This is a genomic window from Kitasatospora sp. NPDC094019, assembly GCF_044764505.1.
GTDB lineage: Bacteria > Actinomycetota > Actinomycetes > Streptomycetales > Streptomycetaceae > Kitasatospora.
In genome coordinates this window covers 96,178-121,923 of the sequence record NZ_JBIWIF010000023.1, presented here as the reverse complement: position 1 = coordinate 121,923, position 25,746 = coordinate 96,178, and the positions used below count along the sequence as shown (strand labels likewise).

23 protein-coding genes are annotated in these 25,746 nt (G+C 73.8%); 16 read left to right on the top strand and 7 right to left on the bottom strand.

From position 1 onward, the window contains the following. Positions 1–91: 91 nt before the first annotated feature. A complete protein-coding gene (locus tag ACIQ9P_RS34715; RefSeq protein ID WP_402365360.1) occupies positions 92–1,132 on the bottom strand; it encodes a cation diffusion facilitator family transporter in 1,041 nt (346 codons plus the stop codon). 197 nt (positions 1,133–1,329) lie between these two features. Here ACIQ9P_RS34715 and chrA point away from each other — a divergent pair, with 197 nt between their 5' ends. Both chrA and ACIQ9P_RS34705 read left to right on the top strand, forming a co-directional pair. Then, positions 1,330–2,547 (top strand): chromate efflux transporter, encoded by a 1,218-nt coding sequence (chrA, locus tag ACIQ9P_RS34710; protein WP_402365358.1) that lies wholly within the window; start codon positions 1,330–1,332, stop codon positions 2,545–2,547. 115 nt (positions 2,548–2,662) lie between these two features. Next, a complete protein-coding gene (locus tag ACIQ9P_RS34705) occupies positions 2,663–3,892 on the top strand; it encodes a GDSL-type esterase/lipase family protein (RefSeq protein WP_402365356.1) in 1,230 nt (409 codons plus the stop codon). Here ACIQ9P_RS34705 and ACIQ9P_RS34700 read toward each other — a convergent pair. Further along, entirely contained in the window at positions 3,774–4,511 is a 738-nt protein-coding gene (locus ACIQ9P_RS34700) for a gamma-glutamyl-gamma-aminobutyrate hydrolase family protein (RefSeq protein WP_402365354.1), read from the bottom strand. The genes ACIQ9P_RS34705 and ACIQ9P_RS34700 overlap by 119 nt on opposite strands. Positions 4,512–4,673: 162 nt before the next feature. Here ACIQ9P_RS34700 and ACIQ9P_RS34695 point away from each other — a divergent pair, with 162 nt between their 5' ends. The 4 genes from ACIQ9P_RS34695 (at position 4,674) to ACIQ9P_RS34680 (ending at position 9,687) form a co-directional block, all read left to right on the top strand. Further along, the gene (locus ACIQ9P_RS34695; RefSeq protein WP_402365352.1) at positions 4,674–6,080 is read left to right on the top strand and encodes a glutamine synthetase family protein; all 1,407 of its coding nucleotides are present in this window, start codon (positions 4,674–4,676) and stop codon (positions 6,078–6,080) included. Beyond that, positions 6,077–7,480 (top strand): aldehyde dehydrogenase family protein, encoded by a 1,404-nt coding sequence (locus ACIQ9P_RS34690; RefSeq protein ID WP_402365350.1) that lies wholly within the window; start codon positions 6,077–6,079, stop codon positions 7,478–7,480. Before ACIQ9P_RS34695 ends, ACIQ9P_RS34690 begins: the two co-directional genes overlap by 4 nt. A gap of 9 nt (positions 7,481–7,489) precedes the next feature. Continuing rightward, the gene (locus ACIQ9P_RS34685) at positions 7,490–8,332 is read left to right on the top strand and encodes a 3-oxoacyl-ACP reductase (RefSeq protein WP_402365348.1); all 843 of its coding nucleotides are present in this window, start codon (positions 7,490–7,492) and stop codon (positions 8,330–8,332) included. Positions 8,333–8,460: 128 nt separating this feature from the next. Beyond that, positions 8,461–9,687, top strand: coding sequence for a DUF2510 domain-containing protein (locus tag ACIQ9P_RS34680; protein ID WP_402365347.1), 1,227 nt, complete (start codon positions 8,461–8,463; stop codon positions 9,685–9,687). Positions 9,688–9,875: 188 nt separating this feature from the next. Here ACIQ9P_RS34680 and ACIQ9P_RS34675 read toward each other — a convergent pair whose 3' ends face one another. The 3 genes from ACIQ9P_RS34675 to ACIQ9P_RS34665 form a co-directional block, all read right to left on the bottom strand. After that, positions 9,876–10,799: a lytic polysaccharide monooxygenase gene (locus ACIQ9P_RS34675; RefSeq protein WP_402365345.1), complete on the bottom strand. Its 924-nt coding sequence runs from the start codon at positions 10,797–10,799 to the stop codon at positions 9,876–9,878. A gap of 314 nt (positions 10,800–11,113) precedes the next feature. After that, positions 11,114–11,536 (bottom strand): hypothetical protein, encoded by a 423-nt coding sequence (locus tag ACIQ9P_RS34670; RefSeq protein ID WP_402365343.1) that lies wholly within the window; start codon positions 11,534–11,536, stop codon positions 11,114–11,116. Positions 11,537–11,651: 115 nt separating this feature from the next. Then, a complete protein-coding gene (locus tag ACIQ9P_RS34665) occupies positions 11,652–12,908 on the bottom strand; it encodes an amino acid deaminase/aldolase (RefSeq protein ID WP_402365341.1) in 1,257 nt (418 codons plus the stop codon). 157 nt (positions 12,909–13,065) lie between these two features. Between ACIQ9P_RS34665 and ACIQ9P_RS34660 the strand changes: the two genes are divergently transcribed. Then, the gene (locus ACIQ9P_RS34660; RefSeq protein ID WP_402365339.1) at positions 13,066–13,839 is read left to right on the top strand and encodes an SseB family protein; all 774 of its coding nucleotides are present in this window, start codon (positions 13,066–13,068) and stop codon (positions 13,837–13,839) included. A gap of 58 nt (positions 13,840–13,897) precedes the next feature. Here the strand turns inward: ACIQ9P_RS34660 and ACIQ9P_RS34655 are convergent, their stop codons facing one another. Further along, positions 13,898–14,275: a DUF1844 domain-containing protein gene (locus ACIQ9P_RS34655; RefSeq protein WP_402365337.1), complete on the bottom strand. Its 378-nt coding sequence runs from the start codon at positions 14,273–14,275 to the stop codon at positions 13,898–13,900. A gap of 450 nt (positions 14,276–14,725) precedes the next feature. Between ACIQ9P_RS34655 and infC the strand changes: the two genes are divergently transcribed. The 9 genes from infC to ACIQ9P_RS34610 all read left to right on the top strand — a co-directional run bounded on the left by infC (position 14,726) and on the right by ACIQ9P_RS34610 (position 24,427). After that, complete coding sequence (gene infC / locus ACIQ9P_RS34650) at positions 14,726–15,502, top strand: translation initiation factor IF-3 (protein WP_402365371.1); 777 nt, start codon at positions 14,726–14,728, stop codon at positions 15,500–15,502. A 139-nt stretch (positions 15,503–15,641) separates the two neighbouring features. After that, positions 15,642–15,836: a 50S ribosomal protein L35 gene (gene rpmI, locus ACIQ9P_RS34645; RefSeq protein ID WP_030055648.1), complete on the top strand. Its 195-nt coding sequence runs from the start codon at positions 15,642–15,644 to the stop codon at positions 15,834–15,836. Positions 15,837–15,945: 109 nt separating this feature from the next. Further along, the gene (gene rplT, locus ACIQ9P_RS34640; protein WP_327675850.1) at positions 15,946–16,341 is read left to right on the top strand and encodes a 50S ribosomal protein L20; all 396 of its coding nucleotides are present in this window, start codon (positions 15,946–15,948) and stop codon (positions 16,339–16,341) included. A 98-nt stretch (positions 16,342–16,439) separates the two neighbouring features. Further along, positions 16,440–17,309 carry a TrmH family RNA methyltransferase gene (locus tag ACIQ9P_RS34635; RefSeq protein ID WP_402365334.1) on the top strand — a complete coding sequence of 290 codons (870 nt, stop codon included), beginning with the start codon at positions 16,440–16,442 and terminating at the stop codon, positions 17,307–17,309. 212 nt (positions 17,310–17,521) lie between these two features. After that, positions 17,522–18,625, top strand: coding sequence for an ATP-binding protein (locus ACIQ9P_RS34630; protein WP_402365332.1), 1,104 nt, complete (start codon positions 17,522–17,524; stop codon positions 18,623–18,625). Between the two features lie 279 nt (positions 18,626–18,904). Beyond that, positions 18,905–20,026, top strand: coding sequence for a phenylalanine--tRNA ligase subunit alpha (pheS, locus tag ACIQ9P_RS34625; RefSeq protein ID WP_402365330.1), 1,122 nt, complete (start codon positions 18,905–18,907; stop codon positions 20,024–20,026). After that, positions 20,026–22,527, top strand: coding sequence for a phenylalanine--tRNA ligase subunit beta (gene pheT, locus ACIQ9P_RS34620; protein WP_402365328.1), 2,502 nt, complete (start codon positions 20,026–20,028; stop codon positions 22,525–22,527). The genes pheS and pheT overlap by 1 nt, the downstream gene beginning before the upstream one ends. A gap of 199 nt (positions 22,528–22,726) precedes the next feature. Continuing rightward, entirely contained in the window at positions 22,727–23,566 is an 840-nt protein-coding gene (locus tag ACIQ9P_RS34615; RefSeq protein ID WP_402365326.1) for a chitosanase, read from the top strand. 129 nt (positions 23,567–23,695) lie between these two features. After that, positions 23,696–24,427: a hypothetical protein gene (locus tag ACIQ9P_RS34610; protein WP_402365324.1), complete on the top strand. Its 732-nt coding sequence runs from the start codon at positions 23,696–23,698 to the stop codon at positions 24,425–24,427. A 410-nt stretch (positions 24,428–24,837) separates the two neighbouring features. Here the strand turns inward: ACIQ9P_RS34610 and ACIQ9P_RS34605 are convergent, their stop codons facing one another. Then, positions 24,838–25,707 carry a 3-hydroxybutyryl-CoA dehydrogenase gene (locus ACIQ9P_RS34605; protein ID WP_402365323.1) on the bottom strand — a complete coding sequence of 290 codons (870 nt, stop codon included), beginning with the start codon at positions 25,705–25,707 and terminating at the stop codon, positions 24,838–24,840. Positions 25,708–25,746 lie beyond the last annotated feature (39 nt).

Below are 25,746 nucleotides of genomic sequence, written 5' to 3'. Positions count from 1 at the left end.
GAAAGCTACGCGGCTGGCCTACACCTTCGCGGATCGATCATGTGGTTGAAGCTCCTGACCTCAACCACATGATCCCAATCCTCAACAGCACCTAGTGCTTGTGCGGTCCGGCGCGGTGGACCGGGCCGTGGGCGTCGGCGCAGTGCTCGGCGGCGAGCTCGCCCGCGGTGGTGATCTGCAGCAGCGCGCCGGCCTCGTCCTCGCCGACGTGGTCGACCTGGAGGGTGCTGTGGGTGATCCCGTACTCGCCCGCCAGGCGGCCCTGGAGTTCGCGCCGCACGGCGTGGCAGTCGCCGCCCGGAGTGACGAGGATGTGCGCGGAGAGCGCCGGCTGCCCGGAGGTGATCTCCCAGATGTGGAGGTCGTGGATCTCCTCGACCAGCGGCTGGTCGACCAGCCGGTCGGCCACCGCGTCCGGGTCGATCCCCGCGGGCGCGGCCTCCAGGAAGATCCGTCCGGAGTCGCGGACCAGACCGATGCCGGCCTTGAGCATCAGCGCGACCACGATCAGCGAGGCGATCGAGTCGGCCCGGGCGAAGCCGGTGGTCACCACGATCAGACCGGCCACGGCGGTGGCGATGAACGCGTACAGGTCGGTGAGGACGTGCTGGAAGGCGCCCTCGACGTTCAGCGAGCTGCGGTTGGCCTTGGACATGCACCAGGTGGCGGCCACGTTCACCACGATCCCGACCAGTGCGGTGATCAGGACGAGCGAACCGGTCACCTCCGGCGGTTCGAGCAGTCGGCTGATCGCCTCGTAGCCGAGCCAGGCCGACAGGATCAGCAGGGTGACGCCGTTGGCCTGCGCGGAGAGGATCTCGGCGCGCTTGAGCCCGTAGGTGTAGCCGCCGCGGGCCGGGCGGGCGGAGAGCCGCATGGCGATCAGGGCCAGCACGATCGAGGCGGCGTCGGTGAGCATGTGGGCGGCGTCCGAGATCAGCGCCAGCGACTGGGCGGCGAAGCCGACCACCACCTCACCGGCCATGAACACCACGATCAGCGCGAGCGCGCTCAGCAGCCACCGGCGGTCGGCGTCGGCGGACACGCCGTGCGAATGGCCGCCGTGGCCGCCCCGGCCGCCGTGCTTGTGGTCATGCTCATGATCATGCTGGGAGTGCTCGTGGCCGGCCATCGAAGTCCTCTCCTGGAGCCCATGAACGCGTGGGGGCAAGGGGCGACGTCCACGACGCGGCCCCGCACCCGAAGTGAACCGCACATCGAACGAAGATCCAAAGGCTGCATTGGAGACCGTTGTCATTGCCGCTGCCATCGCCTCGCCGTAACCCTCCTCGGGTATCGTCTCGCCGCTGTTGAACAGGGGAGAGGCGCATGGGGCCGGACGGATGCACCGCGGGAGCCGAACGGGTGGTCGGCCTCGGCGTCATCGCCCGCGAGTGGGGCCGGATCGGTGTCACCGGGTTCGGAGGGCCGCCCACGCACATCCTGCTGCTGCGTCGGCTCTGCGTGGAGCGGCGGCGATGGCTGACCCCCGAGGAGTTCGAGGACGGCATCGCGGCCACCAATCTGTTGCCCGGCCCGGCCTCCACCCAACTGGCCGTCCTCACCGCGTGGCGACTGCGGGGTGTGCCCGGGGCGCTGGTCGGCGGGATCTGCTTCATCGGGCCCGGGCTGGTGCTGATCCTGGCGCTCGCGGCGCTGTTCCTGGCCGGCCACCCGCCGCGATGGGTGCTCGGCGCGGCGGCCGGCGCCGGGGCGGCCGTGCCCGCGGTCGCGGTGCAGGCGGCCACCTCGCTGGCCCCGGCCGGCCTCGGCCGGATGGGCCGGGGCCGGGCCGCCCGCGCCCGCTGGATCGGGTACGCGCTGGCCGGGGCGGTGGCGGCGGTGCTGACCGGCCCCTGGCTGGTGCTGGTGCTGATCGCCGCCGGACTCACCGAGATCGCCGTCCGGGCCGACCGGGCCGACCGGGTCGACCGGGGAGGCAGGGGAAGCCGGGAGGGGGGCGGATCGGGCGGACGGGCCGTGCTGCCGCTCGCCACCGGGCCGCTCGCTCTGGGCGGGCTCGGCGCGGTGGCCTGGGTCGCGTTCAAGGTGGGCGCGCTCTCCTACGGGGGAGGGTTCGTGATCATCCCGCTGATGCGGGACGACGCGGTCAACCGCTACCACTGGATGACCGACGGACAGTTCCTCAACGCCGTCGCCCTCGGCCAGGTCACCCCGGGGCCGGTGGTCCACACGGTCGTGGCGGTCGGCTACGCGGCCGCCGGGATCGGCGGCGGCCTGCTCGCGGCGGTGGCCGCCTTCGCGCCGTCCTTCCTCTTCGTGATCCTCGGCGGCCGGCACTTCGACCGGCTCCGGGCCGACCGCCGGGTGGGGGACTTCCTCACCGGCGCCGGACCGGCGGTGGTCGGCGCCATCGCCGGTTCGGCCCTGCCGCTGGCGGCCGCGCTCGGCCAGGGCTGGCAGTGGGGCGTGCTGGCCGGGGCCCTGCTCTGGCTGGTGATCGCCCGGCGGGGCGTGGTGCTCGCACTGCTGGCCGCCGGCGCGGCCGGGGTGCTCGCGGCGGCGGCCGGACTGCCCCTGGGCTGAGCCCCCGCCGACCCGCGCCCCCGGGAGTGATCGGCGGGACGGGACCCAGGGCGCTCACCCGGGCGGGTGAGCCCGGTTTGCGCGCCCCCGAGCGCCTGCGCCACGATCGACGCCCGTGAAGATCACCACGGCCCGGTCCGTCCACCACCTCGTGGAACTGGCGCTCATCGAGCGGTGGGTGACGGTCCGTCACGGCTGTGCGGGCTGCGGGCGAGCCCCGCTTCCGGACCCGGCCCGGAACCCCCGCCCGGGTGGCCCCGGGCGGGACGGCGGCGAACGGATCGGCCCCGGACGGGACGGCGGCGCACCTCGTCCGCCCGCGCTCACCGTCCGCCTCTGCGCCCGACTGCTGATGAGTCGCCCGCCCGCCGACTGGTCGGGCCCGGCCGCCGACGGCCGCTACGGCCCGGACGACCCCGCCGACCCCCGGCCGCTCACCCTGCTGCTGCTCGGCGACTCGCTCGCCCTGGGCCCCGGGGCCGCCCGGCCCGAGGAGACCCTCGGCGCCCGCCTCGCCCGCTCCCTCGGCGAGCACCTCGACCGGCCCGTCGACCTCCGGGTCCTCGCCCGGCCCGGTGCCACCACGGCCGCCCTGCGGCACCAGCTCGCCGGGGCGGCCCGGCTCCGGCCAGGCATCGCGGTGGTGGTCGTGGGCGGCGCCGACGCCCTGCTCCCGTTCCCGGTCGGCCGCGCGGTCCGCCGCCTCGCCCTGGTGCTCCGACGGCTCCGCGACACGGGCTGGCACCCGGTCGTCGTGCCGTGCCCCGACCCCGGCCTCGCGCCGGGCCTCCGGGCCCCGGCCCGGCTCCTCGGCGCGCCCCGCGCCCGCCGCCTCGCCCGGCGTCAGATCCGCGTCGCCGAACGCACCGGGGCCGCGGTCGCGCCCGCCGCCGGCCCCGGATCCGCCGGCCGGGCCGGGCACCTCCTCGGCCCCGACGGGGTGCACCCGTCCGCCCGCGGCCGCGCCGAGCACGCCGCCCGGATGCTCCCCGCCCTCCTCGCCGCCGCCGAACCGCTCCGGGGGCACGGAGCCGGGGCACCCGCCCGGCCGCACCCCCCGGCCCGAGCCGCCGCCGCAACCGGAGCCCGAACGGCGGCCGGAGCCCGAACCGGAGCCCGAACCGCGGCCCGGTCCGCAGTCGGAGCCCGGTCCGGAACGGGGGCCGGCACGGTGGTCGGAGCCGGAACCGGAACAGCCCTCCGGTCCCGCCGCCCCACCCGGAGGGCTACCCCACCTCCATCGGCTCCAGCTGCAACGACCGCGCCGCCGTCGCGGCCCGCACCAGCGCCCGCATCACCCGCAGGTCCTCCCCCTGCTCCGGATGCCACTGCACCCCGAGCGTGAACCCGGGCCCCTCCACCGCCTCCACCGTCCCGTCCGGCGCGTGCGCGGACACCCGCAGCCCGGTCCCCAGCCGGTCCACCGCCTGGTGGTGGAAGGTCGGCACGGTCAGCTCCGGCTCCGGCAGCAGCCCGCCCAGCAGCGTCCCCGGCACCGGCCGCACCACATGCGTCCCGTACCGGCCGGGCGAGCCCCCGTGCACGTCCACGTCCACCACGTCGGGCAGGTGCTGGATCAACGTGCCCCCGCACACCACGTTCAGCACCTGCATGCCCCGGCAGATCCCCAGCAGCGGCATCCCGGACGCCAGCGCCGCCCGCAGCAGCGCCGACTCCCAGACGTCGCGCTCGACCGCGTCGACATCGCTCAGCGGGTGCGGCGGCTGTCCGTAGTAGGCCGGGTCGATGTCCGGCCCGCCCGCCACGACCAGGGCGTCCAGCCGGGCCAGCACCTCCGGCGCGCGCTCGGGGGCGTCGGGCGGCAGGAGCACCGCGATCCCGCCCGAGTTCTGTACATAGGCGGTGTACCGCTCGGGCACCAGGGCCACCCGGCGGTCGCGCCAGTCGCTCCAACTCGCGTCCACCAGATAGGTGCTGACGCCGACAATAGGGCTGCGATCCATGGCGCGCATTCTCCTCCCGTCCCGCCCGGTCACCCGTCAACCTCGCACCTCGGCGCGCCACACCCGTCCGCCCTCTTCCGCGCTGTCGGCGCCAGGCCGTACGGTTCGCTGTGACCGACCGGTCTCGCTGCGTGATCGAGGAAGACGAGGAGGGCGCCCGCCATGTCCGACCGCGCCACCGCACCCGGGGCCGCCGGGCCCGGCACCCCCCGCCGGCGCGCCCCGCTCACCCTCGACGAGCTGCGCGCGCTGGTCGACGCGGGCGAGGTGCACACCGTCGCCCTGGCCTTCACCGACATGCAGGGCCGCCTCCAGGGCAAACGCTTCGCCGCCGGCTTCTTCCTCGACGAGGTGGCCGAGCACGGCGCCGACGCCTGCGACTACCTGCTGGCCGTCGACATCGAACTCAACACGGTGGACGGCTACGCGCTCTCGTCCTGGGAGACCGGCTACGGCGACTTCGCCATGCGGCCCGACCTGTCCACCCTCCGGCTGACCCCCTGGCAGCCCGGCACCGCCCAGGTCACCGCCGACCTCGCCGGCCGCGGCGGCCACCCGGTCGCCGCCGCGCCCCGCCAGCTGCTGCGCCGCCAGATCGCCCGACTGGCCGAGTACGGCCTGGCCGCGGACATCGGCACCGAGCTGGAGTTCCTGGTCTTCCGGGACACCTACGAACAAGCCTGGCAGGGCGGCTACCGCGGACTCACCCCGGCCAACCTCTACAACGTCGACTACTCACTGCTCGGCACCGCCAGGGTCGAGCCGCTGCTCTCCCGGATCCGCACCGAGATGGCCGGCGCCGGCCTGGTGGTGGAGTCCGCCAAGGGCGAGTGCAACCTCGGCCAGCACGAGATCGCCTTCCGCTACGCCGACGCGCTCACCACCTGCGACCAGCACAGCGTCTACAAGACCGGCGCCAAGGAGATCGCCGCCCAACTCGGCTGCGCCCTCACCTTCATGGCCAAGTACGACCAGCGCGAGGGCAACAGCTGCCACATCCACCTGTCGCTGCGGGACGCCGTCGGCGCCCCGGCGTTCGCCGCCGCCGACGGCCGGATGACCGACACCATGCGGCACTTCCTCGCCGGGCAGCTGCTCGCGCTGCGGGAGTTCACCCTGCTGTACGCGCCGAACATCAACTCCTACAAGCGGTACCGCCCGGGCTCGTTCGCGCCGACCGCGGTCGCCTGGGGCCGGGACAACCGGACCTGCGCCTACCGGGTGGTGGGGCACGGCGCCGGCCTGCGGATGGAGAACCGGGTGCCGGGCGGGGACGTCAACCCCTACCTGGCGGTGGCCGGCATGATCGCCGCCGGCCTGCACGGCGTTCAGCTGAAGCTGGAGCTGCCCGCCCCCTGCCTGGGCAACGCCTACGCCGTCGAGGACTACGCCCGGGTGCCCGGCTCACTGCGCGAGGCCGCCGACCTGTGGGCCGCGAGCGAACTCGCCCGCACGGCCTTCGGGGACGACGTGGTCGAGCACTACCTCCACATGGCCCGGGTCGAGCAGGACGCCTACGACGGCGCGATCACCGACTGGGAGCGCTACCGATCCTTCGAGCGGATGTGACCACCATCGACACGACCACCGCCACCCGCGCCGGGACGGCGTCCTCCGCCTGCACCGTCCGCAACCCCGCCACCGGTGAGGTCCTCGCCACCCTGCCCGACACCACGCCCGGGCAGCTCGACGCCGCCGTGCGGCGCGCCGTCGCGGCGCAGCGCGGCTGGGCCGCCCTGGCGCCCGGCGAACGGGCCCGGCTGCTGCGGCGCTTCGCCGACCAGGTGGAGGTGCACGTCCCCGAACTCGCCGCCCTGGAGGTCACCGAGGCCGGCCACACCATCGGCAACGCCACCTGGGAGGCGGGCAACGTCCGCGACCTGCTGGAGTACGCGGCCGGGGGAGTGGAGCGGCTGACCGGACGGCAGATCCCGGTGGCCGGCGGCCTGGACGTCACCTTCCACGAACCGGTGGGCGTGGTCGGGGTGATCGCGCCGTGGAACTTCCCGATGCCGATCGCCGCCTGGGGCTTCGCACCCGCCCTCGCCGCCGGCAACGCGGTGCTGCTCAAGCCCGCCGAGGCGACCCCGCTCACCGCGCTGCGGCTGGCCGAACTCGCCCTCGCCGCCGGACTGCCCGAGGGCCTGTTCCAGGTGCTGCCCGGATCCGGGCCGGTGACCGGCCGGGCGCTGGTGGACCACCCGGAGGTGCGGAAGATCGTCTTCACCGGCTCCACCCTGGTCGGCAAGGAGGTCGCCGCCCGCTGCGCGGCCCGGGCGAAGCGGGTGACCCTCGAACTCGGCGGCAAGAGCCCCAACATCGTGTTCGCCGACGCCGACCTCGCGGGTGCGGCCGACCCGATGTCCTTCCTCGACAACAGCGGCCAGGACTGCTGCGCCCGCAGCCGGATCCTGGTCCAGCGGGAGGTCCTCGACGACTTCCTGGCCCTGCTGCTGCCCGCCGTCGAGGCGGTCCGGACCGGGGACCCGGCCGATCCGCTGACCACGATCGGCCCGCTGATCTCGGCCGCGCAGGTGCGGCGGGTGGCCTCGTACGTGACCCCCGACCTGCCGGTGCTGGCCCGCGGCGCCGTCCCGGACGGGCCCGGCTTCTGGTACCCGCCGACGGTGCTGGCGCCGACCCGGCCGGACGTCCCCGCGGTCACCGAGGAGATCTTCGGCCCGGTCGCGGTGGTGCTCCCGTTCGAGGACGAGGCCGACGCGCTGCGGCTGGCCAACGCCACCCGGTACGGGCTGTCCGGCTCGATCTGGACCCGCGACCTGGGCCGGGCGCTGCGGCTGGCGCGCGGGGTCGCGGCCGGGAACCTGTCGGTCAACTCGCACTCCTCGGTGCGGTACTGGACGCCGTTCGGCGGCTTCGGGGAGTCCGGCGTGGGCCGCGAGCTGGGGCCGGAGGCGCTGCAGCGCTTCACCGAGACCAAGAACGTCTACATCCGGACCGACGCGTAGGAGCTGTCCTTGACCCGGAACGACCCCCGGCCGCACCACCCGCACGAGTCCCGGGGGGCCGACGCACCGATCTGCCGCCGGCTGGTCGGACGCACGGCCGTGATCACCGGTGCGGGCGGCGGGATCGGCCTGGCCTCGGCCCGGCGGCTCGCCGCCGAGGGCGCCCGGGTGGTCTGCGCCGACCTCGACGAGACCACCGGCCGGGCGGCCGCCGAGGAGGTCGGCGGCCTGTTCGTGCACACCGACGTGACCGACCCGGCGATGGTCGAGGCGCTCTTCGACGAGGCGTACGAGACCTTCGGCAGCGTGGACGTGGCCTTCAACAACGCCGGCGTCCCGGAGCCGGAGGACGGCTCGATCCTCACCACCGGACCGGACGCCTGGCGTCGGGTCCAGGAGGTCGACCTGACCTCGGTCTACCTGTGCTGCCGGGCCGTGCTGCCGTACATGCGCCGGCACGGGCGCGGTTCGATCATCAACACCGCGAGCTCCGTGGCCCGGCCGGGCACGGCGACCTCGCAGATCTCGTACACCGCGGCCAAGGGCGGGGTGCTGGCGATGTCGCGCGAGCTGGGCGTGCAGTTCGCCCGGGAGGGCATCCGGGTGAACGCGCTCTCCCCGGGGCCGGTGGACACCCCGTCGCTGCGCGAGCTGTTCGCCGCGGATCCGGAGCGGGCGGCGCGGCGGCTGGTGCACATCCCGCTCGGCCGCTTCGCCCGGCCGGAGGAGATCGCGGCCGCGGTCGCCTTCCTGGCCAGCGACGACTCCTCGTTCATGACGGCCGGCGAGTTCCTGGTGGACGGCGGGATCTCCGGCGCCCACGTGACGCCCGAGGGCGACCCCGGGGTGTGATCCGAAAGACACTCCCCGAGCCGTCGGCGGGGCCGTTCGCGGCTTCTCACCGTAATCTCATCGAAAAGGTCCGGAATTCGGGGTCCAGCTGATTTCGCGCTTATCCGGCTGCCTTTAGATTCTCTTTCGTGAGTGAGCAGATCCCCGCCGGGTGGTACCCGGACCCGAAGGACATCACCAGCGACCCGCGACCCCAGCGCTGGTGGGACGGCAAGGGCTGGACGGCCAGCACCCGGCCCGCACCCTCGGACGCGCCGCCGCCGGAGGCTCCGGCGGCGGGTGCTCCGGGGCCGGAGGAGACCGCCGAGACCCGCGTACTGGAGGGGGAGGTGCTGGAGAGCGGTCCGTCGGTCCGCCATCCGGAGCCGCCGCCGTTCGGCACCGCCTACGGTTCGCCGCCGCCCCCGAAGCCGCGGCGCAAGCTCAAGCCGTCCAGGACGGTGATCGCGGCCGCGGTGGCGGCCGTGCTGGGTCTGGGCCTCGGCTCGGGCATCACCTACCTGGCGATGGACGACCACGGCGACCGGCACCACAGCGCCCGCCCGGCCGTACCGCCCGGCGGCAATGGCAATGGCAACGGCGGTCCGTGGCGCGGTCTGCCGGACTTCGGCGACCCGGGCGGCAACGGCGGCAACGGTGGCGGCCAGGGCAACGGCAACGGCCAGGGCAACGGCAACGGCCAGGGCAACGGCGGCCGGGGCAACGGGAACGGCAACGGCGGTGGCGGCCAGGGCAATGGCGGTCAGGGCAACAACGGCGGCAACGGCGGCCAGGGCAACGGGAACGGCGGCCGGGGCAACGGTGCCAACAGCACCCAGGCCATCGACGCGGTGAACCGGCTGGTCCTGTCCGTCCCCTCCGGCTGGGAGGGCGGCACCACCCGCGACGGCTTCGCCCTGATCACCATCGGCTCCTACGACTGCGAGGGCGGCGGCACCTGCTCGCTGGGCGGCGCCAACACCGGCCGGATCGACGGCGGCGGCACCGACGTCCAGGCGGCGGCCAAGGCCGACATCGACAAGGCCGTCAAGGACTCCTACAACGAGGTCGTCTCGCACGAGGAGCTCAAGTCCGAGGCGGTCAAGGTGGACGGCCGGGACGGCTACCTGGTCCGCTGGAAGGTGGACGCGGCCAAGGGCAACGACGGCTACGTGCAGACGGTGGTCTTCCCGGCCGCCGACGGCAAGTCGCTGGTCTCGGTGCACTTCGGTTTCGACATCGCCGACAAGGCGCCGGACGTCGCGCTGATGGACACCATCCTCAAGGGCATCACCGACTACAGCGGCAAGCTGCCCGGGATCCCGGGCTTCCCCGGCGGCCAGGACGGCGGCGGTACCGGCACCTCGACCACCTGACCCGGGCGGTCGTCCCGGGGCCCCCGACGCGGGCCCCGGGACGCACCCGGCGCGGGGTTCGGCTCACGCACGGCGGCGGCCCGCCCGGAACACTCCGGGCGGGCCGCCGCCGTGGCACTGCGGGTGGATCGGCCGGGGCAGGCGCCGAACGGGGGCTGGGAGGACGGCGCCGCCCCGGCTTCCGGCGGTCAGCCGTCGTGTCGAACAGCCTCGACCCGACGGCGCCGGAGCACCATGGCGGCCCAGCCGAGGCCGATCGCGGCGGCGCCGGTGAGCAGCATCGGCCCGGTGGCGGACCCGCCGCCGACGGCCGCGCTGTCCGCCGCGACGACCTTGCCGGCCGGCTCGTCGGCGTTGCCGCCGTGTCCGTGGTGGGCCACGGTGGACTTGGACTGGCCGGCGGCGATCTGCGCCTCGCTCGGGGCGGCCGGGGCCTGGGCGGTGAGCGCGGAGACGGCCTCGGTGAGCGAGGCGCCCTTGCCGAAGTCGACGTCCGAGCAGCTGTAGAACGCCTCGGGGCTGTCGGTGCGCTGCCACACCATGTAGAGCAGCTGGCGGCCGGTGCGCTGCGGCAGGGTGCCGCTGTAGTTGTAGTAGCCGTTGTCGGAGGTGCGCAGGGTCGGCACCTGGGCGACCGGCACCGCGTCGAGGTCGGACCACTTCAGCGGCTGGGTGGGGTTCCAGCTCTGCTTGGTGATGTAGATGGTCTGGTTGCCCTGGTGCGGGGCGGTGACCCGGAACTTGAAGTCGATCTTGCCGGCGGTGACCGCGGTGGCCGGCCAGTCGGCCCGCGGCAGGTCCAGGGCCTTGTACTTGTCGCGGCCGGCGGAGCAGAGCTTGCCGTCCGGGATCAGCGCCTGGTGGTTGCCGGCGGCGTTGGCGAGGTTGACCTCGTTCCAGTCGTACAGCGGCTGGGTGCCGCTGAGCGCGACGAGGTCCTTGCAGATCTGGGACTTGGGGGTCTCGGGGCCCTCGGCGTAGCAGGCCGCGATCCGGCTGACCGGATTGGTCACGGTGCCGTGGGCGCCGGCGGTGCCGATGCCTGCGGCCGAGACGGAGAGGAACGCGGCGCCGATGACGCCGACGGACAGGGCGGTGCGCTTCATGGACATGGGGTGGGGACTCCTTGACCGTGTACCGGGCCGAGGTTGTGGGGGAGTGCCGGGCACGTCTGCCCGAGGGGCCGGCCGACCCGGCGCGCCGGTCCCTGGGCTGAGCGTATGATTGGACTAGACCAGCTGGCAATAGTGCGCTGTGGGCCACTTTTTGACGGAATGTAGCCCGGCGAGCAGCGCAAAGGCCCGCTGGGGCGCCGGAGTTAGGCATCCCATCGGGCCCATTTAAGGTGCGGCCAAGGTTCCGCCGCGCGCGTCCGGTCCCGCGGCCGGGGCCGGCGGTCCCGGCGCGGCGCCGGTTCTGCCCCCGTTCAGCCCTCGGCGCGCCCGATCCACTGGTTCTCGACCGGGCCGGACTGGATCAGGATCCCGCCGTTCATCGTGCCGCCGCTGAAGGTGTTGTGCACCGAGACGCCCGCCGGTCCGGGCGGCTCCGGCGAGAACTCGGCCAGGACCGAACGGAGTTCGGCGGCCGCCTCGGGGTGCTGGCGCAACAGCCGGCGGAGCCGGTTGCGCAGCTCGGCGGCCTGGTCGCCGACCAGTTCGGCGTCGCCGTCCGCCCGGACCACCTCGACCCGGATCTCCTCCAGCTCGGCCGACACCTCCTCGGCGTCCCGGCCACGTCCCAGCAGTCCCGCCAGCCGGGACCTCAGCTGCGTCCAGGCTTCGGTGGCCATCAGCCCGACCACCGTCGTGGCCCCCGTCGTCACCAGCTGCGCGATCTCGGCCTCCACGGCCCCTCCTCCGTCGGCGCGGTTCCCCCCCCACGGTAGTGGAGCGGGGGTCCGGCGGGAACGGTGCCGACGGAGGGCGGCGCGCCCGTCGGGGAAGCCGGAGGACGGCGCGCCCTCAGAGGAAGGTGTGCCCCTCGCCGCGGTAGGTGGGCGCGGCGCGGACCACCCGGTCGCCCTCCACCAGGTGCAACTCCGGGAACCGCTCGCAGAGTTCTCCCGCCTTGGCGTGCCGGAACCAGACCCGGTCGCCGATCAGCAGATCGTCCGCGGCCGCGCCGAGCAGCGGCGTCTGCACCTCGCCGGCCCCCTCCATCGGGTCGTAGCGCAGCCCGGTCGGCAGGTACGGCACGGGGGAGCGGTCCGGACCGGCCGCGCCGGACGCCGGGTAGCCGCCGCCCAGCACCGTCACCACGCCGAGGCCGGGCCGACGGACCACCGGCTGGCCGAACAGCGCGGCCGGGCGGCCCCGGAACGCGCGGTAGTTGTCGAACAGTCGCGGCTGGTACAGCCCGGAGCCGGCCGCCACCTCGGTCACCGCGCGCTCGGCCACCGTCGACTCGACGCTGCCGGTGCCGCCGCCGTTGACGAACTCCAGCTCGGCCACCCGCCGCACCAGCCGGACCGTCGCCGCCCGGCGCTCTGCCAGCTCGGTCCTGGCCCGGGCCTGCATCAGCCGGATCAGCCCGGAGCGCACGGGCCGCCCGGGCACCGCGTCGCCCACGCCGGCGACATGTCCCTCGTAGGCCATCAGCCCGACCACCCGGAAGCCCCGGCGGCGCTGCACCAGCTCGGCGAAGGCCGCCACGTCCTCGGGGGTGCGCAGCGGCGAGCGGCGGGCGCCGACCCGGACCCGGCCGCCGAGCAGGTGCAGCGCGGTGTCCAGTTCCAGGCAGACCCGCACCTCGGCGGAGCCGGCCCGGGCCGCGTCGACCAGGTCCAGCTGGGCCGGATCGTCCAGGACCACGGTGACGGCGGCGGCGAGCTCCGGGTCGGCGGTCAGCGCGGCGAAGCCGGTCCGGTCGCTGGAGGGGTAGGCCAGCAGGATGTCGCGCAGGCCGCCGCGGGCCAGCCAGAGCGACTCGGCGAGGGTGAAGGACATCACCCCGGCGAAGCCCTCCACGGCCAGCGCCCGTTCCAGCAGGGCGCGGCAGCGCACCGACTTGCTGGCCACCCGGACCGGCTTGCCCCCGGCCCGGCGCACCAGGTCGGCGGCGTTGGCGTCGAAGGCCGCCAGGTCGACGATCGCGACCGGGCCGTCCAGATGGGCGGTGGCCCGGTCGTACCGGGCGCGGTCGGCGGCGGGGGAGGGCGCCGGCGCGGGGGTGGTCGAGGGGGCGGACGCGGTGCGGGCTGCGGCTTCGGGCGTGGCCATGGGCGCAGACTGCCACACCGGCTCTACCGGCGGGTAGGGGGCGGGCGGGGGACCTGCCGGACGGGGGACAGCGGGCGGACTCCTCCGGACGGGGACCCGCCGGACCGGGACTTTCGGTCCGCGCGGGGCGGCCGGGCGGTGGCATAGGGTCGGGCGGGTGGACCGCAACGACTTCCCGAACCCGGCCTTCGTCGGCAAGAGCATCCCCGACCCCGGCTTCTCCGGCGACGACGGCACCGCGGACCCGGCGCTGACCGCCGCGCTCGCCCGCTGGTCGCGGGAGCCCGCCGCCGAGCCGCAGGTGCTGGCGGCGCTGACGCCCACCCGTCTGATGGTGCCGATCGTGGCGATCCTCGGCGAGGTCGAGGTGGACGAGCACGGGCACAAGCACGACAAGAGCAGCGACATGGCCGTCCCGCTGGTGGAGGCCGCCGACGGCCGGCGCGCGCTGCCGGCCTTCACCTCGCTGGAGTCGCTGGCCCGCTGGCGCGCCGACGCCCGCCCGGCGCCGGTGGCCGCCCCGCAGGCCGCCATGGTCGCCTTCTCCGAGCGGGCGGACACCCTGCTGGTGGACCCGGCCGGGCCGGTGCCGTTCCCGCTGGCCGGGGCCCGGCTGCGCGCGCTGGCGGAGAACCGGCCCTACCTGGCCCCGGCCGCCGACCCCGAGGTGCGGGAGGCGGTCCGGGCGGTGCTGGCCGCCGAGCCGCAGGTGGTGCTCGGGGTGCTGGCACCGGCCGAGGACTCGGACGGGGTGCTCGCGGTGGTGCTGGACCCGGCACTGGACCTGGCCGGGATGCAGGAGGCCGCGCAGCGGCTGGGCCGGGCGGTCGCCACCGATCCCGTGCTGCGGGTGCGGCTGGACCGGGGCGTGGACCTGGCGGTCCTCCCGGCGGGCGCGGAGCTGCCGGGCGAGCCGCTCCACCGGCGCTGACGAACGGCGGGGACCATCGTCACGTGACGATGGTCCCCGCCGTCCGTCGTCGCGGGTGTCAGGAGTAGACGGGCCCGGTGAACTTCTCGCCCGGGCCCGAGCCGGGGGCGTCCGGGACGAGCGAGGACTCGCGGAAGGCCAGCTGCAGCGAGCGCAGGCCGTCCCGCAGCGGCGCCGCGTGGAAGTTGCTGATCTCCGGGGCGCCGGCGGTGACCAGCCCGGCCAGCGCGGTGATGAGCTTGCGGGCCTCGTCGAGGTCCTTGTCCTTCTCGCCGCCCTCGGCGAGACCGCACTTGACGGCCGCGGCGCTCATCAGGTGCACCGCGACGGTGGTGATCACCTCGACGGCCGGGACCTCGGCGATGTCCCGGGTGAGGTCGTCGAAGCCGATCGCCTCGTCGTCGGCGGCGGGGTTCTGGGTGGGCTCGCTGCTCAAGGGTGGCTCGTTCCGTCGTGCCGGTGTCCGTACACAGGGAGCGTACAAGCCGGGCCGGGCCGGGGCGGAATGGCGTTCGACCCCCCGGAGCTGTATGCTTCGAGACTGACCGGCCGGGCGTCCTCACGGAAGCCTGGCCAGCAAGAGGAGGCTCCACCCAGGAGGCCCGAGAGGGCAACCGCGAAAGTCTCCCACCCGATCGGCTTCACGGTCGACGGGTCCGGTCCGCGACGGGCGCCCAGCGCCGACAGTCGCCGCAGCGCCCCTCACCGGGTGCCGCCCCCGGTTGTGTGGAGCCCCGCTTGTACCGAGCGGGGCTTTTTTCGTGTCGCGGTGTGGGCGCAGGGATCCACAGCGCAGCACGAATGAAGCCCCGCCCAGTGGTCGAGTCCACTACGTGCGACCGCCGCCCGACGGCCGCATCGCAGAAGGTGCAACCGAGGAGGCCCCATCAGCACCGAGCCCCGCATCAACGACCGGATTCGCGTCCCCGAGGTGCGACTCGTCGGTCCCAGCGGCGAGCAGGTCGGCATCGTGCCGCTTGCCAAGGCGCTGGAGCTCGCGCAGGAGTACGACCTCGACCTGGTCGAGGTCGCGGCGACCGCCCGGCCGCCGGTGTGCAAGCTCATGGACTACGGCAAGTTCAAGTACGAGTCGGCCATGAAGGCCCGTGAGGCGCGCAAGAACCAGGCGCACACGGTCATCAAGGAGATGAAGCTCCGGCCGAAGATCGACCCGCACGACTATGACACCAAGAAGGGTCACGTCGTTCGGTTCCTCAAGCAGGGCGACAAGGTCAAGATCACGATCATGTTCCGCGGTCGTGAGCAGTCCCGCCCCGAGCTGGGCTTCCGTCTGCTTCAGCGGCTCGCCGACGACGTCCAGGACCTGGGCTTCATCGAGTCCTCGCCGAAGCAGGACGGCCGCAACATGATCATGGTTCTGGGCCCGCACAAGAAGAAGACCGAGGCGATGGCCGAGGCCCGCGCCATTGCGGACGCCCGCAAGGCCGAGCGCCAGGGCCGGACCACCGGCCCCGACGCCGAGGCCGATGACGACGCCGTCGAGACCGACGACCTTGCGGTCGAGGCCGACGTCGACGTCGAGGCGGACGACGACGCCGAGCCCGCCGAGCTCGCCGAGGTCCAGGACGCCGCCGCCGAGACGGAGGCCCCCGAGGCCGCCGCTCCGGTCGAGCAGCCGGCCGAAGCCTCCCAGGGCGCCTGACCCTCCCCGGTCAGGGCGGTCCGGGAGATCGGCCACCAAGGTGACGGGGCGCCCCGCCCGGTCACCGCAGATTCATCCTTCACGCCCGCGCGGCGCACACCGCGCGGGCGTGGACGGACCGACGAGGAGATACGGCGACATGCCGAAGCAGAAGACGCACAGTGGCGCCAGCAAGCGCTTCAAGATCAGTGGCTCTGGCAAGGTGCTGCGCGAGCGCGCCGGCCGCCGCCACCTCCTGGAGCACAAGCCGTCGACGCTGACCCGCAAGCTGGCCGGTACGGTCGAGCTCGCCCCCGCCGACGCCAAGAAGATCAAGAAGCTTCTCGGCAAGTGATCGCCCTCCCGCCCGGCGCCAGCCGTGTGCGGGCCAGCTGATCCTTCCCGACCCATTCGATTGACGGACCACGTGAAGTAGTCCGTGGTCCAACCCAAGGAGTAATCAAGTGGCACGCGTCAAGCGGGCAGTGAACGCCCACAAGAAGCGCCGGGTCATCCTGGAGCGCGCCAGCGGCTACCGCGGCCAGCGCTCGCGCCTGTACCGCAAGGCCAAGGAGCAGGTCACCCACTCGCTGGTCTACAACTTCAACGACCGCAAGAAGCGCAAGGGCGACTTCCGTCAGCTGTGGATCCAGCGCATCAACGCTGCGGCCCGTGCCAACGGCATCACCTACAACCGCTTCGTGCAGGGCCTGAAGGCCGCCAGCGTCGAGATCGACCGCAAGATGCTGGCCGACCTGGCCGTCAACGACCCGGGTGCGTTCGCCACGCTCGTCGAGGTCGCGCAGAAGGCGCTTCCGGCCGACGTCAACGCCCCGAAGGCCGCCGCCGACGCCGCCTGATCCTCGGATCAGTTGTGTTCGGCCGACCGGACCCGCAGGCTCGATCCTGCGGGTCCGGTTTTGCGTTCCCGCACAGACGCCAGTACAGAGACGAGACCATGCCGAGCACCGACATCCCCCTGCTCACCTCCCTGCGCTCGCCGCGCGTCGTCGCCGCCCGGAGGCTCGCCAAGCGCAGCCAGCGCGGCAAGGAGCGCCGCTTCCTGGTCGAGGGCCCGCAGGCCGTCCGCGAGGCCGTCGCGTACGGGCGGCTGCCGGGTTCCGGCGAGCACGCCGTGGTCGAGGTGTACGCCACGGTCGAGGCCGCCGAACGGCACGCCGGGATCGTCGAGGCCGCCCTGGCCGAGGGGCTGCCGGTGCTCACCGCCACGGACGAGGTGATCGCCGGGATCTGCGACACCGTGACCCCGCAGGGCATCGTCGCCCTCTGCCGCTTCATCGACACCCCGTTCGCCGACGTGCTGGCCGCCCGGCCGAAGCTGGTCGCCGTGCTCGCCCACGTCCGCGACCCCGGGAACGCCGGCACCGTGCTGCGCACCGCCGACGCGGCCGGGGCGGACGCCGTGGTGCTCACCGACGCCTCCGTGGACCTCTACAACCCGAAGGCCGTCCGGGCCTCGGTCGGCAGCCTGTTCCACCTCCCGGTCGCCGTCGGCGTCCCGGTCGAGGAGGCGATCGGGCGGCTGCGCGAGGCCGGCGTGCGGGTACTGGCCGCCGACGGCGCGGGGGAGCGCGACCTCGACCGGGAGCTCGACGAGGGCACCCTGGGCGCGCCCGGCGCCTGGGTGTTCGGCAACGAGGCGTGGGGGCTTCCGGAGGAGACCCGCGCGCTCACCGACGAGGTCGTGCGCGTCCCGATCCACGGGCACGCCGAGAGCCTCAACCTGGCCACGGCCGCCGCGGTCTGCCTGTACGCCTCGGCCCGCGCCCAGCGCTCGCCCGGCGGGTGCCGCGCCGCCGACCGGTAGCGCCCCCCGGTCCTGCCGCCGGCGCTCCCCGCCCGGCCGGGCACCGCGTCCGCCCCGGCCGCCGCGGGGGCCGGTCCCCGCGGCGGCGGCCCGGGAGCGGGCCGCCCGGGCGCGCCGGGAACTCGTCGTGGGCCCTATTACCCGAGGCCGGGAGACGCTAGGGTCTGCCTCGGTGGGGGGAAAGACACGGTGGGTAATCGGGGAGGACACCCATGGTCGGCAGCGGGCCAGAGCTCGACCCGGACGACCTGCCGGACGGCCTGGTGGTCGCCGACGCGCTGGGCCGGGTGGTCTGCTTCAACCGCGCCGCCGCCCGGCTGACCGGGGTCGACCCGGGGGCCGCCCTCGGCAGCGAGCTGGAGGACGTCCTCCCGCTGGAGGACCTCGACGGCCGCCGCTGGTGGCAGCTGACCGACCCGTACGGCGGCCTCGCCGTCCGCACCAGCCAGCCGGAGCGCAACCTGCTGCTGCCGGGCGGCCGCGAGGTGCTGGTCTCCGCCCGGTACGTGCGCGTCCGCCCCAAGGGTCCGGTGGAGAAGCTGGTGATCGCCCTGCGCGGCACCGAGGCCCGCCGTCGTACCGAGCGCAGCCACGCCGAACTGATCGCCACCGTCGCGCACGAGCTGCGCTCGCCGCTCACCAGTGTCAAGGGCTTCACGGCGACCCTGCTCGCCAAGTGGGAGCGGTTCACCGACGGCCAGAAGCGGCTGATGCTGGAGACCGTCGACGCCGACGCCGACCGGGTCACCCGGCTGATCGCCGAACTGCTGGACATCTCCCGGATCGACGCGGGCCGGCTGGAACTGCGCAAGCAGGTGGTCGACCTGGCCGCCGCCGTCCGCCGGCACGTCGAGCGCAAGGTCGCCACCGGCATTCCCGAGGACCGCTTCGACATCCGGATCGGCGAGCCGCTGACGGTGCTGTGGGCGGACCCGGACAAGGTCGACCAGGTACTCGCCAACCTGCTGGAAAATGCGGTGCGCCACGGTGAGGGGACTGTCACCATCGAGGTGGCACCGGCCAAGGAGGTCGTCGAGGCCCCCGTCTGGGAGCGCCCCGGCACTCCGCCCCGCATCGTGGAAGGCACAGCGGTCACCGTGAGCGACGAAGGCAGCGGTATCCCCGAAGAGGCGGTCCCACGCGTCTTCACCCGCTTCTGGCGCGGCTCCAAGCGCGGTGGCACCGGCCTCGGCCTCTACATCGTCAAGGGCATCGTCGAGGCCCACGGCGGCTCGATCCGGGTGGACCGCGCGCCCGGCGGCGGCGCCCGCTTCCGATTCGTCCTGCCCGCCGGGATCCCCGACTTCATGCTCTGAACGAGCAGCGGTGCCCCGCCCCGCGGGGCGCGGTCGGTCCACGGGCGGGCTTGACGGCGGTCGCGCTACGCGCTGCGACTACACTCGACCTTTGGCGTTGTGGAACGCCCTGCGCGGCCGTGCCGCGGACATCCCACCTCCCCCGTTCGGAGACCGGCTGCCCGTGCCCCGGCCACGCCGGGCGTGACGCGGTGGCCCCCTCCTGCCCGTCGGCGGGCCCGGAGGGCGCACGAGCCCCCTTACCTGAGCACGGACGAGCAGGAGCACGGGAAGATAGAGATGTCGGCACCCAACAAGTCTTACGACCCGGTCGAGGTCGAGGCCCTCAAGCCCGAGGTGGTGGAGGCGGCCCGGGACGAGGCGCTCGCCGCGTTCGCCGCCGCCACCAGCCTCGACGAGCTGAAGCAGGCCAAGGTCGCCCACACCGGCGACCGCTCCGCGCTCTCCCTCGCCAACCGCGAGATCGGCGCCCTGCCCCCGCACGCCAAGGCCGCCGCCGGCAAGCTGATCGGCCAGGCCCGGGGCGCCGTCAACCAGGCCCTCGGCAAGCGGCAGGCCGAACTGGAGGCCGAGCGCGACGCCCGGGTGCTGGTCGAGGAGGCGGTGGACGTCACCCTGCCCTACGACCGCACCCCGCGCGGCGCCCGGCACCCGCTGACCACGCTGGCGGAGCGCATCGAGGACACCTTCGTCGCGATGGGCTACCAGGTCGCCGAGGGCCCCGAGGTCGAGGCGGAGTGGCTGAACTTCGACGCCCTCAACCTCGGCCCGGACCACCCGGCCCGCTCCATGCAGGACACGTTCTTCGTCCGGGCCCCGGACGGCTCCGCCGACTCCGGCGTGGTGCTGCGCACCCAGACCTCCCCGGTCCAGGCCCGCACCCTGCTCGACCGCGAGCCCCCCGTCTACGTGGTCTGCCCCGGCCGGGTCTACCGCACGGACGAGCTGGACGCCACCCACACCCCGGTCTTCCGGCAGGTCGAGGGCCTGGCCGTGGACGAGGGCATCACCTTCGCGGACCTCAAGGGCACCATCGAGCAGCTGGTCTCGACCCTGATCGGCGACGGCCTGGAGCTGCGCTGGCGGCCCTCGTACTTCCCGTTCACCGAGCCGAGCGCCGAGATCGACCTGCAGTGCTTCGTGTGCCGCGGCGAGTCGGTCGGCAACCCGGACCGGCCCTGCCGCACCTGCGGCTCCGAGGGCTGGATCGAGCTCGGCGGCTGCGGTGTCGTCAACCCGCGGGTGCTGGTCGCCTGCGGCGTCGACCCCGACCGCTACAGCGGCTTCGCGTTCGGCCTGGGCCTGGAGCGAATCCTGATGAACCGTCACAACGTCGCCGACATGCGCGACATGGTCGAGGGTGACGTGCGCTTCACCCTCCCGTTCGGGATGGAGATCTGATGCGCGTCCCGCTTTCCTGGCTGCGCGAGTACGTCGACCTGCCGGCCGGCGAGACCGGCCGCGAGGTGGCCGAGCGCCTGGTCCGGGCCGGCCTGGAGGTCGAGACCGTCGAGCGGATCGGCGGCGACCTCAAGGGCCCGCTGGTGGTCGGCGAGGTGCTCTCCATCGAGGAGCTGACCGGCTTCAAGAAGCCGATCCGGCACTGCTGGGTCAACGTCGGCGACGCCAACGGCACCGGCGACCCGCAGGAGATCGTCTGCGGCGCGACCAACTTCGCCGTCGGCGACAAGGTCGTCGTGGTCCTCCCGGGCGCCGTGCTGCCCGGCCCGTTCCCGATCGCCGCCCGGCAGACCTACGGCCACACCTCGGCCGGCATGATCTGCTCGGCCCGCGAGCTGGGCATGGGCGACGACCACGACGGCATCATCGTGCTGCCGCCGGAGTACGAGCCCGGCACCGACGCGATCGAGCTGCTCCAGCTGGTCGACGAGGTGCTGGACATCGCCGTCACCCCGGACCGCGGCTACTGCCTGTCCATGCGCGGCGTGGCCCGCGAGGCCGCCGCCGCGTACGGGCTGCCGCTGGCCGACCCGGCGCTGCTCGACGTGCCGCCGGCCAACTCCTTCGGCTACCTGGTGAAGGTCAACGACCCGGCCGGCTGCGACCGCTTCGTGGCCCGCACCGTGGTCGGCATCGACCCGGCCGCCAAGTCCCCGATCTGGCTCCAGCGCCGACTGCAGAAGGCGGGCGTCCGCCCGATCTCGCTCGCCGTCGACATCACCAACTACGTGATGCTGGAGGTCGGCCAGCCGCTGCACGCCTACGACAAGCAGCGCGTGGACGGCCCGATCACGGTCCGCCGGGCGGAGCCGGGCGAGAGCCTGACCACCCTCGACGGCGTCAAGCGCACGCTGTCCGCCGAGGACCTGCTGATCTGCGACAACAGCGGCCCGATCGGCCTGGCCGGCGTCATGGGCGGCGCCTCCACCGAGATCCTCGACCCGGCCGCCGGCCCGGGCACCACCGAGGTGATCATCGAGGCGGCGCACTTCGACCCGGTCGTCATCGCCCGCGGCGCCAAGCGGCACAAGCTGCCCTCCGAGGCGTCCAAGCGCTTCGAGCGCGGCGTCGACCCGGAGGCCACCCGCGCCGCCGCGCAGCGCGCCGTCGACCTGCTGGTGCTGATCGCCGGCGGCACCGCCGAGGCCGGTGTCACCGACATCGCCGCCCCGCACCCGGTGCGCACCATCACCATCGCCGCCGACCTGCCCGACCGGGTCGCCGGCACCGGGTACGGCCGCGAGACCGTCACCCGGCGTCTCCAGGAGATCGGCTGCTCGGTCTCCGGCGCCGACGTCCTGGAGGTCACCCCGCCGACCTGGCGCCCCGACCTCACCGACCCGTACGACCTCGCGGAGGAGGTCATCCGACTGGAGGGGTACGACAACGTCCCCGCCCGGATGCCCACCGTCCCGCCGGGCAAGGGTCTGACCGAGGCCCAGCGGACCCACCGCCGGGTCGGCGTGGCGCTGGCCGGCGCCGGTTTCGTCGAGGTCAACAACTACCCGTTCGTCGGCGAGGCGTCCTTCGACGCGCTCGGCCTGGAGCCGGAGGACCGCCGCCGCCGCACGGTGACGCTGGTCAACCCGCTCAACGACGAGGAGCCGGGGCTGCGCACCACGCTGCTGCCGGGCCTGCTCGGGGCGCTGCGCCGCAACGTCGGCCGCGGCAACACCGATCTGGCGATCTTCGAGACGGGTACCGTCTTCCTGCCGAAGGACGAGCTGTCGGTCGCCCCGCGTCCGGCCGTCGACCGCCGCCCGAGCGCCGAGGAGCTGGCCGCGCTGGACGCCGCGCTGCCGCACCAGCCGCGCCGGGTCGCGGTGGCGCTGGCCGGCGAGCGGCTGCCGTCCGGCTGGTGGGGCAAGGGCTCCGCGGCCGGCTGGGCCGACGCGATCGAGGCCGCCCGCACGGTGGCCCGCGCCGCCGGCGTCGAGCTGGACGTGCGCCGAGGGCAGCTGCTGCCCTGGCACCCGGGCCGCTGCGCCGAGCTGGTCGTGGCGGGCACCGACCGGGTGGTCGGCCACGCCGGCGAGCTGCACCCGCGCGCCGTCAAGGCGCTGGGCCTTCCCGAGCGCACCGCCGCGATGGAGCTGGACCTGGACCTGCTGTCGGCCGACGGCGCCGTGCGGGTCGACGGTCCGCCGGTCTCCGGCTTCCCGGTGGCGACCCAGGACGTGGCGCTGATCGTCGACGCGGCCGTGCCGGCCGCCGAGGTGGAGGCCGCGCTGCGGACCGGGGCCGGCGGGCTGCTGGAGGCGATCCGGCTGTTCGACGTCTTCACCGGCGAGCAGGTCGGCGAGGGGCGCAAGTCGCTGGCGTACGCGCTGCGGTTCCGCGCCGCGGACCGGACGCTGACCGCCGACGAGGCGAGCGCCGCCCGCGAGGCGGCCGTCGCCGAGGCCGTCGCCCGCACCGGCGCGGTGCTGCGCGGCGTCTGACGACGCGTCCGCCCAGCGGTACGAGGGGCCCCGACCGGAACTCCGGTCGGGGCCCCTCGCGTGTCCGCGTCGGCAAACATGGCGCCAGGGCCTTGCGCGGCGCGGGGCGTGAACGCTTCAATCTAGTTAGGAAACTTTCCTAACTCTCCTCGTGCGTCCGGAGACCCCCATGCCCCGGACCAGGGAAACGGAGCGCCCCATGCGTCTCAAGCACCCCACCGCCCGCCTCGCCCTCGCCGCCGTGCTGGTCGCCCTTCCGGCCAGTGTCGCCGCCGCGGGCACCGTGTACGCCGCCCCGGCCCCCGCGAGTGCCACCCGGCTCGCGGCCGTCGGCCTGGACGACCCGCACAAGAAGGACATCGCCATGCAGCTGGTGTCCAGCGCGGAGAACTCCTCCCTCGACTGGAAGTCCCAGTACAAGTACATCGAGGACATCAAGGACGGCCGCGGCTACACCGCCGGCATCATCGGCTTCTGTTCCGGCACCGGCGACATGCTCGACCTGGTCGAGCACTACACGGACCTCAAGCCGGGCAACATCCTCGCCAAGTACCTCCCGGCGCTGCGCAAGGTCAACGGCACCGAGTCGCACTCGGGCCTCGGCTCCGCCTTCGAGAAGGACTGGGCCACCGCCGCCAAGGACAGCGTCTTCCAGCAGGCCCAGAACGACGAGCGCGACCGCGTCTACTTCAACCCCGCGGTCAACCAGGCCAAGGCCGACGGCCTGCGCGCGCTCGGCCAGTTCGCCTACTACGACGCGATCGTCATGCACGGCCCCGGCGACAGCACGGACAGCTTCGGCGGCATCCGCAAGGCCGCGATGAAGAAGGCCAAGACCCCCGCCCAGGGCGGCGACGAGGCCACCTACCTCAAGGCGTTCCTGGCGGCCCGCAAGACCGTGATGCTGAAGGAGGAGGCCCACTCGGACACCAGCCGGGTGGACACCGAGCAGACGGTGTTCCTCAACGCCAAGAACTTCGACCTCAACCCGCCGCTGAAGTGGAAGGTCTACGGCGACAGCTACGCCATCAACAGCTGACGGACCGCCGGGTGGTGGCGGGAGGCGCGGCGCCGGCCGGGCCTCCCGCCACCGGTGCGCGGGGGCGGTCCCGGAGCGTCCGGCTAAATCGGATGACGCTCGAACGCGCGCGCTGGTAGCGTCCCCGACGTGGCAAAGCTGAACCAGATCATCGCTGTCGAAAAGGGCGTCAAGTCGAAGTCCTTCCAGGAGCTGACGCAGTCCCACCAGGACCTGCAGAAGCCCGCGCTGCTGGCCGGCATCTCCCGGTCCTACCAGCCCAAGGACGAGGAGGGCGAGCAGCTCCCCCCGGAGTCCACCCGGGTCCAGGTCAAGGCCGAGGACGTGCTGCGGACCACGGCCACCACCCTGACCAGGCTGTTCGACGTCGTCGCGACCAAGGACTGGGCCAACACCACCGCCCGCGCGGACGTGGTGGTGGACGGCCGGACCCTCGTCGCCGACGCCCCGGTCACCTACCTGCTCTTCCTGGAGAAGCAGCTCACCGACCTGCGGACCTTCCTCCGCAAGCTGCCGGTGCTGGACGCCGCCGAGGCGTGGAGCCACGACCCGTCCACCGACTCCTGGAAGACCGAGGCGGTGCGCACCAACCGGACCAGGAAGGTGCCGCGCAACCACGTCAAGGCCGAGGCGACCGAGAAGCACCCGGCCCAGGTCGAGGTGTACTACGAGGACATCGCGATCGGCTACTGGACGACCGTGAAGTTCTCCGGGGCGCTCCCGGCCCGACGGGTCAACGAGCTCGTCGAGCGGGTCGAGAAGCTCCAGCAGGCCGTCCAGTTCGCCCGTGAGGAGGCGAACGGCGCCGAGGTCGAGGACCGCAGGGTCGGCGACGCGGTGTTCGGCTACCTGTTCGGGTAGCCCCATGATCGCCCCCGGGTGAGACCGGGGGTGGCGCGAAGAGCGCAAGCTGATACTGAGGTTGAAGCTGAACACCGGGGAAATGGTGGGGGTTCGAGTCCCTCCTCCGGCACCACCTGCCGGAGTGGCCCAAATGGTAGAGGCGCCCCGTAAGACTCAGACTCTCGCTCAAGACTCAGCATTCGCCGCCGAGCGCCGGATCGACCGGGTGTGTGCTACAGCGTGGGTTGCGGGTTCGACTCCCGTCTGCGCCTCTCCGTGGCGCGGTAGCTTCAATGGCAGAGCAACGTTGTAAAACTGACCCACACCCTTAAACGTGCCGGCGCAGAGCAATTGGGTGGCACACCAGGGGCCCGGGAGCTGGATACCGCTCCCGGGCCCCGTCACGTCCGCGGCCGGCGGACCGACCGTCAGGCGGTCGCCGTGTAGTCGTAGAAGCCCCGGCCGGACTTGCGGCCGAGCAGGCCCGCGTCGACCATCCGGGACAGCAGCGGCGGAGCGGCGTACAGCGGCTCCTTGTACTCGTCGTACATCGACTCGGCGATGGAGACGATGGTGTCCAGGCCGATCAGGTCGCACAGCCGCAGCGGGCCCATCGGGTGGGCGCAGCCGGCCTCCATGCCCTTGTCGATGTCGGAGGCGGTGGCCACACCGGTCTCGAACATCCGCACCGCCGACAGCAGGTACGGCACCAGCAGCGCGTTGACGACGAAGCCGGCCCGGTCGCGGGCGCGGATCGGGGCCTTGTGCAGCACCTCGACGGCGAAGGTCTCGGCCCGCTCGGTGGTGGCCGCCGACGTGGTCAGGGTCGGGATCACCTCGACCAGCTTCTGCACCGGCGCCGGGTTGAAGAAGTGCAGGCCGATCACCTGCTCGGGGCGGGAGGTGGCGGCGGCCAGCTTCACGATCGGGATCGAGGAGGTGTTGGACGCGAGGATCGCGTCCCGGCGCTCGACCACGCGGTCCAGCGTCTCGAAGATCTTCACCTTGATGTCCTCGCGCTCGGCGACCGCCTCGACCACCAGGTCGCGGTCCGCGAAGTCCGCCAGGTCGACGGTGAAGGACAGCCGGGCGAGCGCCTCGTCCTTCGCCTCCTCCGCCAGCTTGCCGCGCTTCACGGCCGTCTCCAGTGAGTTGGTCAGCCGGGTGCGCCCGAACTCCAGCGCCTCCCCGCTGGCCTCGGCGACCAGGACGTCCAGCCCCGCCCGGGCGAACACCTCCGCGATGCCCGACCCCATCAGGCCGCAGCCGATCACTCCGACGCGCGCGATGTCACTCACTCAGTTGCCCTTCGGTGGTGCCGGGGGTCGCCCAGCGAC

Excerpts from the sequence above, each read along its gene's own strand:
- ACIQ9P_RS34715 (WP_402365360.1), bottom strand. The coding sequence starts at position 1,132 with ATGGCCGGCCACGAGCACTCCCAGCATGATCATGAGCATGACCACAAG.
- chrA (WP_402365358.1), top strand. The coding sequence starts at position 1,330 with ATGGGGCCGGACGGATGCACCGCGGGAGCCGAACGGGTGGTCGGCCTC.
- ACIQ9P_RS34700 (WP_402365354.1), bottom strand. The coding sequence starts at position 4,511 with ATGGATCGCAGCCCTATTGTCGGCGTCAGCACCTATCTGGTGGACGCG.
- ACIQ9P_RS34695 (WP_402365352.1), top strand. The coding sequence starts at position 4,674 with ATGTCCGACCGCGCCACCGCACCCGGGGCCGCCGGGCCCGGCACCCCC.
- ACIQ9P_RS34675 (WP_402365345.1), bottom strand. The coding sequence starts at position 10,799 with ATGTCCATGAAGCGCACCGCCCTGTCCGTCGGCGTCATCGGCGCCGCG.
- ACIQ9P_RS34665 (WP_402365341.1), bottom strand. The coding sequence starts at position 12,908 with ATGGCCACGCCCGAAGCCGCAGCCCGCACCGCGTCCGCCCCCTCGACC.
- rpmI (WP_030055648.1), top strand. The coding sequence starts at position 15,642 with ATGCCGAAGCAGAAGACGCACAGTGGCGCCAGCAAGCGCTTCAAGATC.
- ACIQ9P_RS34635 (WP_402365334.1), top strand. The coding sequence starts at position 16,440 with ATGCCGAGCACCGACATCCCCCTGCTCACCTCCCTGCGCTCGCCGCGC.
- ACIQ9P_RS34630 (WP_402365332.1), top strand. The coding sequence starts at position 17,522 with ATGGTCGGCAGCGGGCCAGAGCTCGACCCGGACGACCTGCCGGACGGC.
- pheS (WP_402365330.1), top strand. The coding sequence starts at position 18,905 with ATGTCGGCACCCAACAAGTCTTACGACCCGGTCGAGGTCGAGGCCCTC.
- pheT (WP_402365328.1), top strand. The coding sequence starts at position 20,026 with ATGCGCGTCCCGCTTTCCTGGCTGCGCGAGTACGTCGACCTGCCGGCC.
- ACIQ9P_RS34615 (WP_402365326.1), top strand. The coding sequence starts at position 22,727 with ATGCGTCTCAAGCACCCCACCGCCCGCCTCGCCCTCGCCGCCGTGCTG.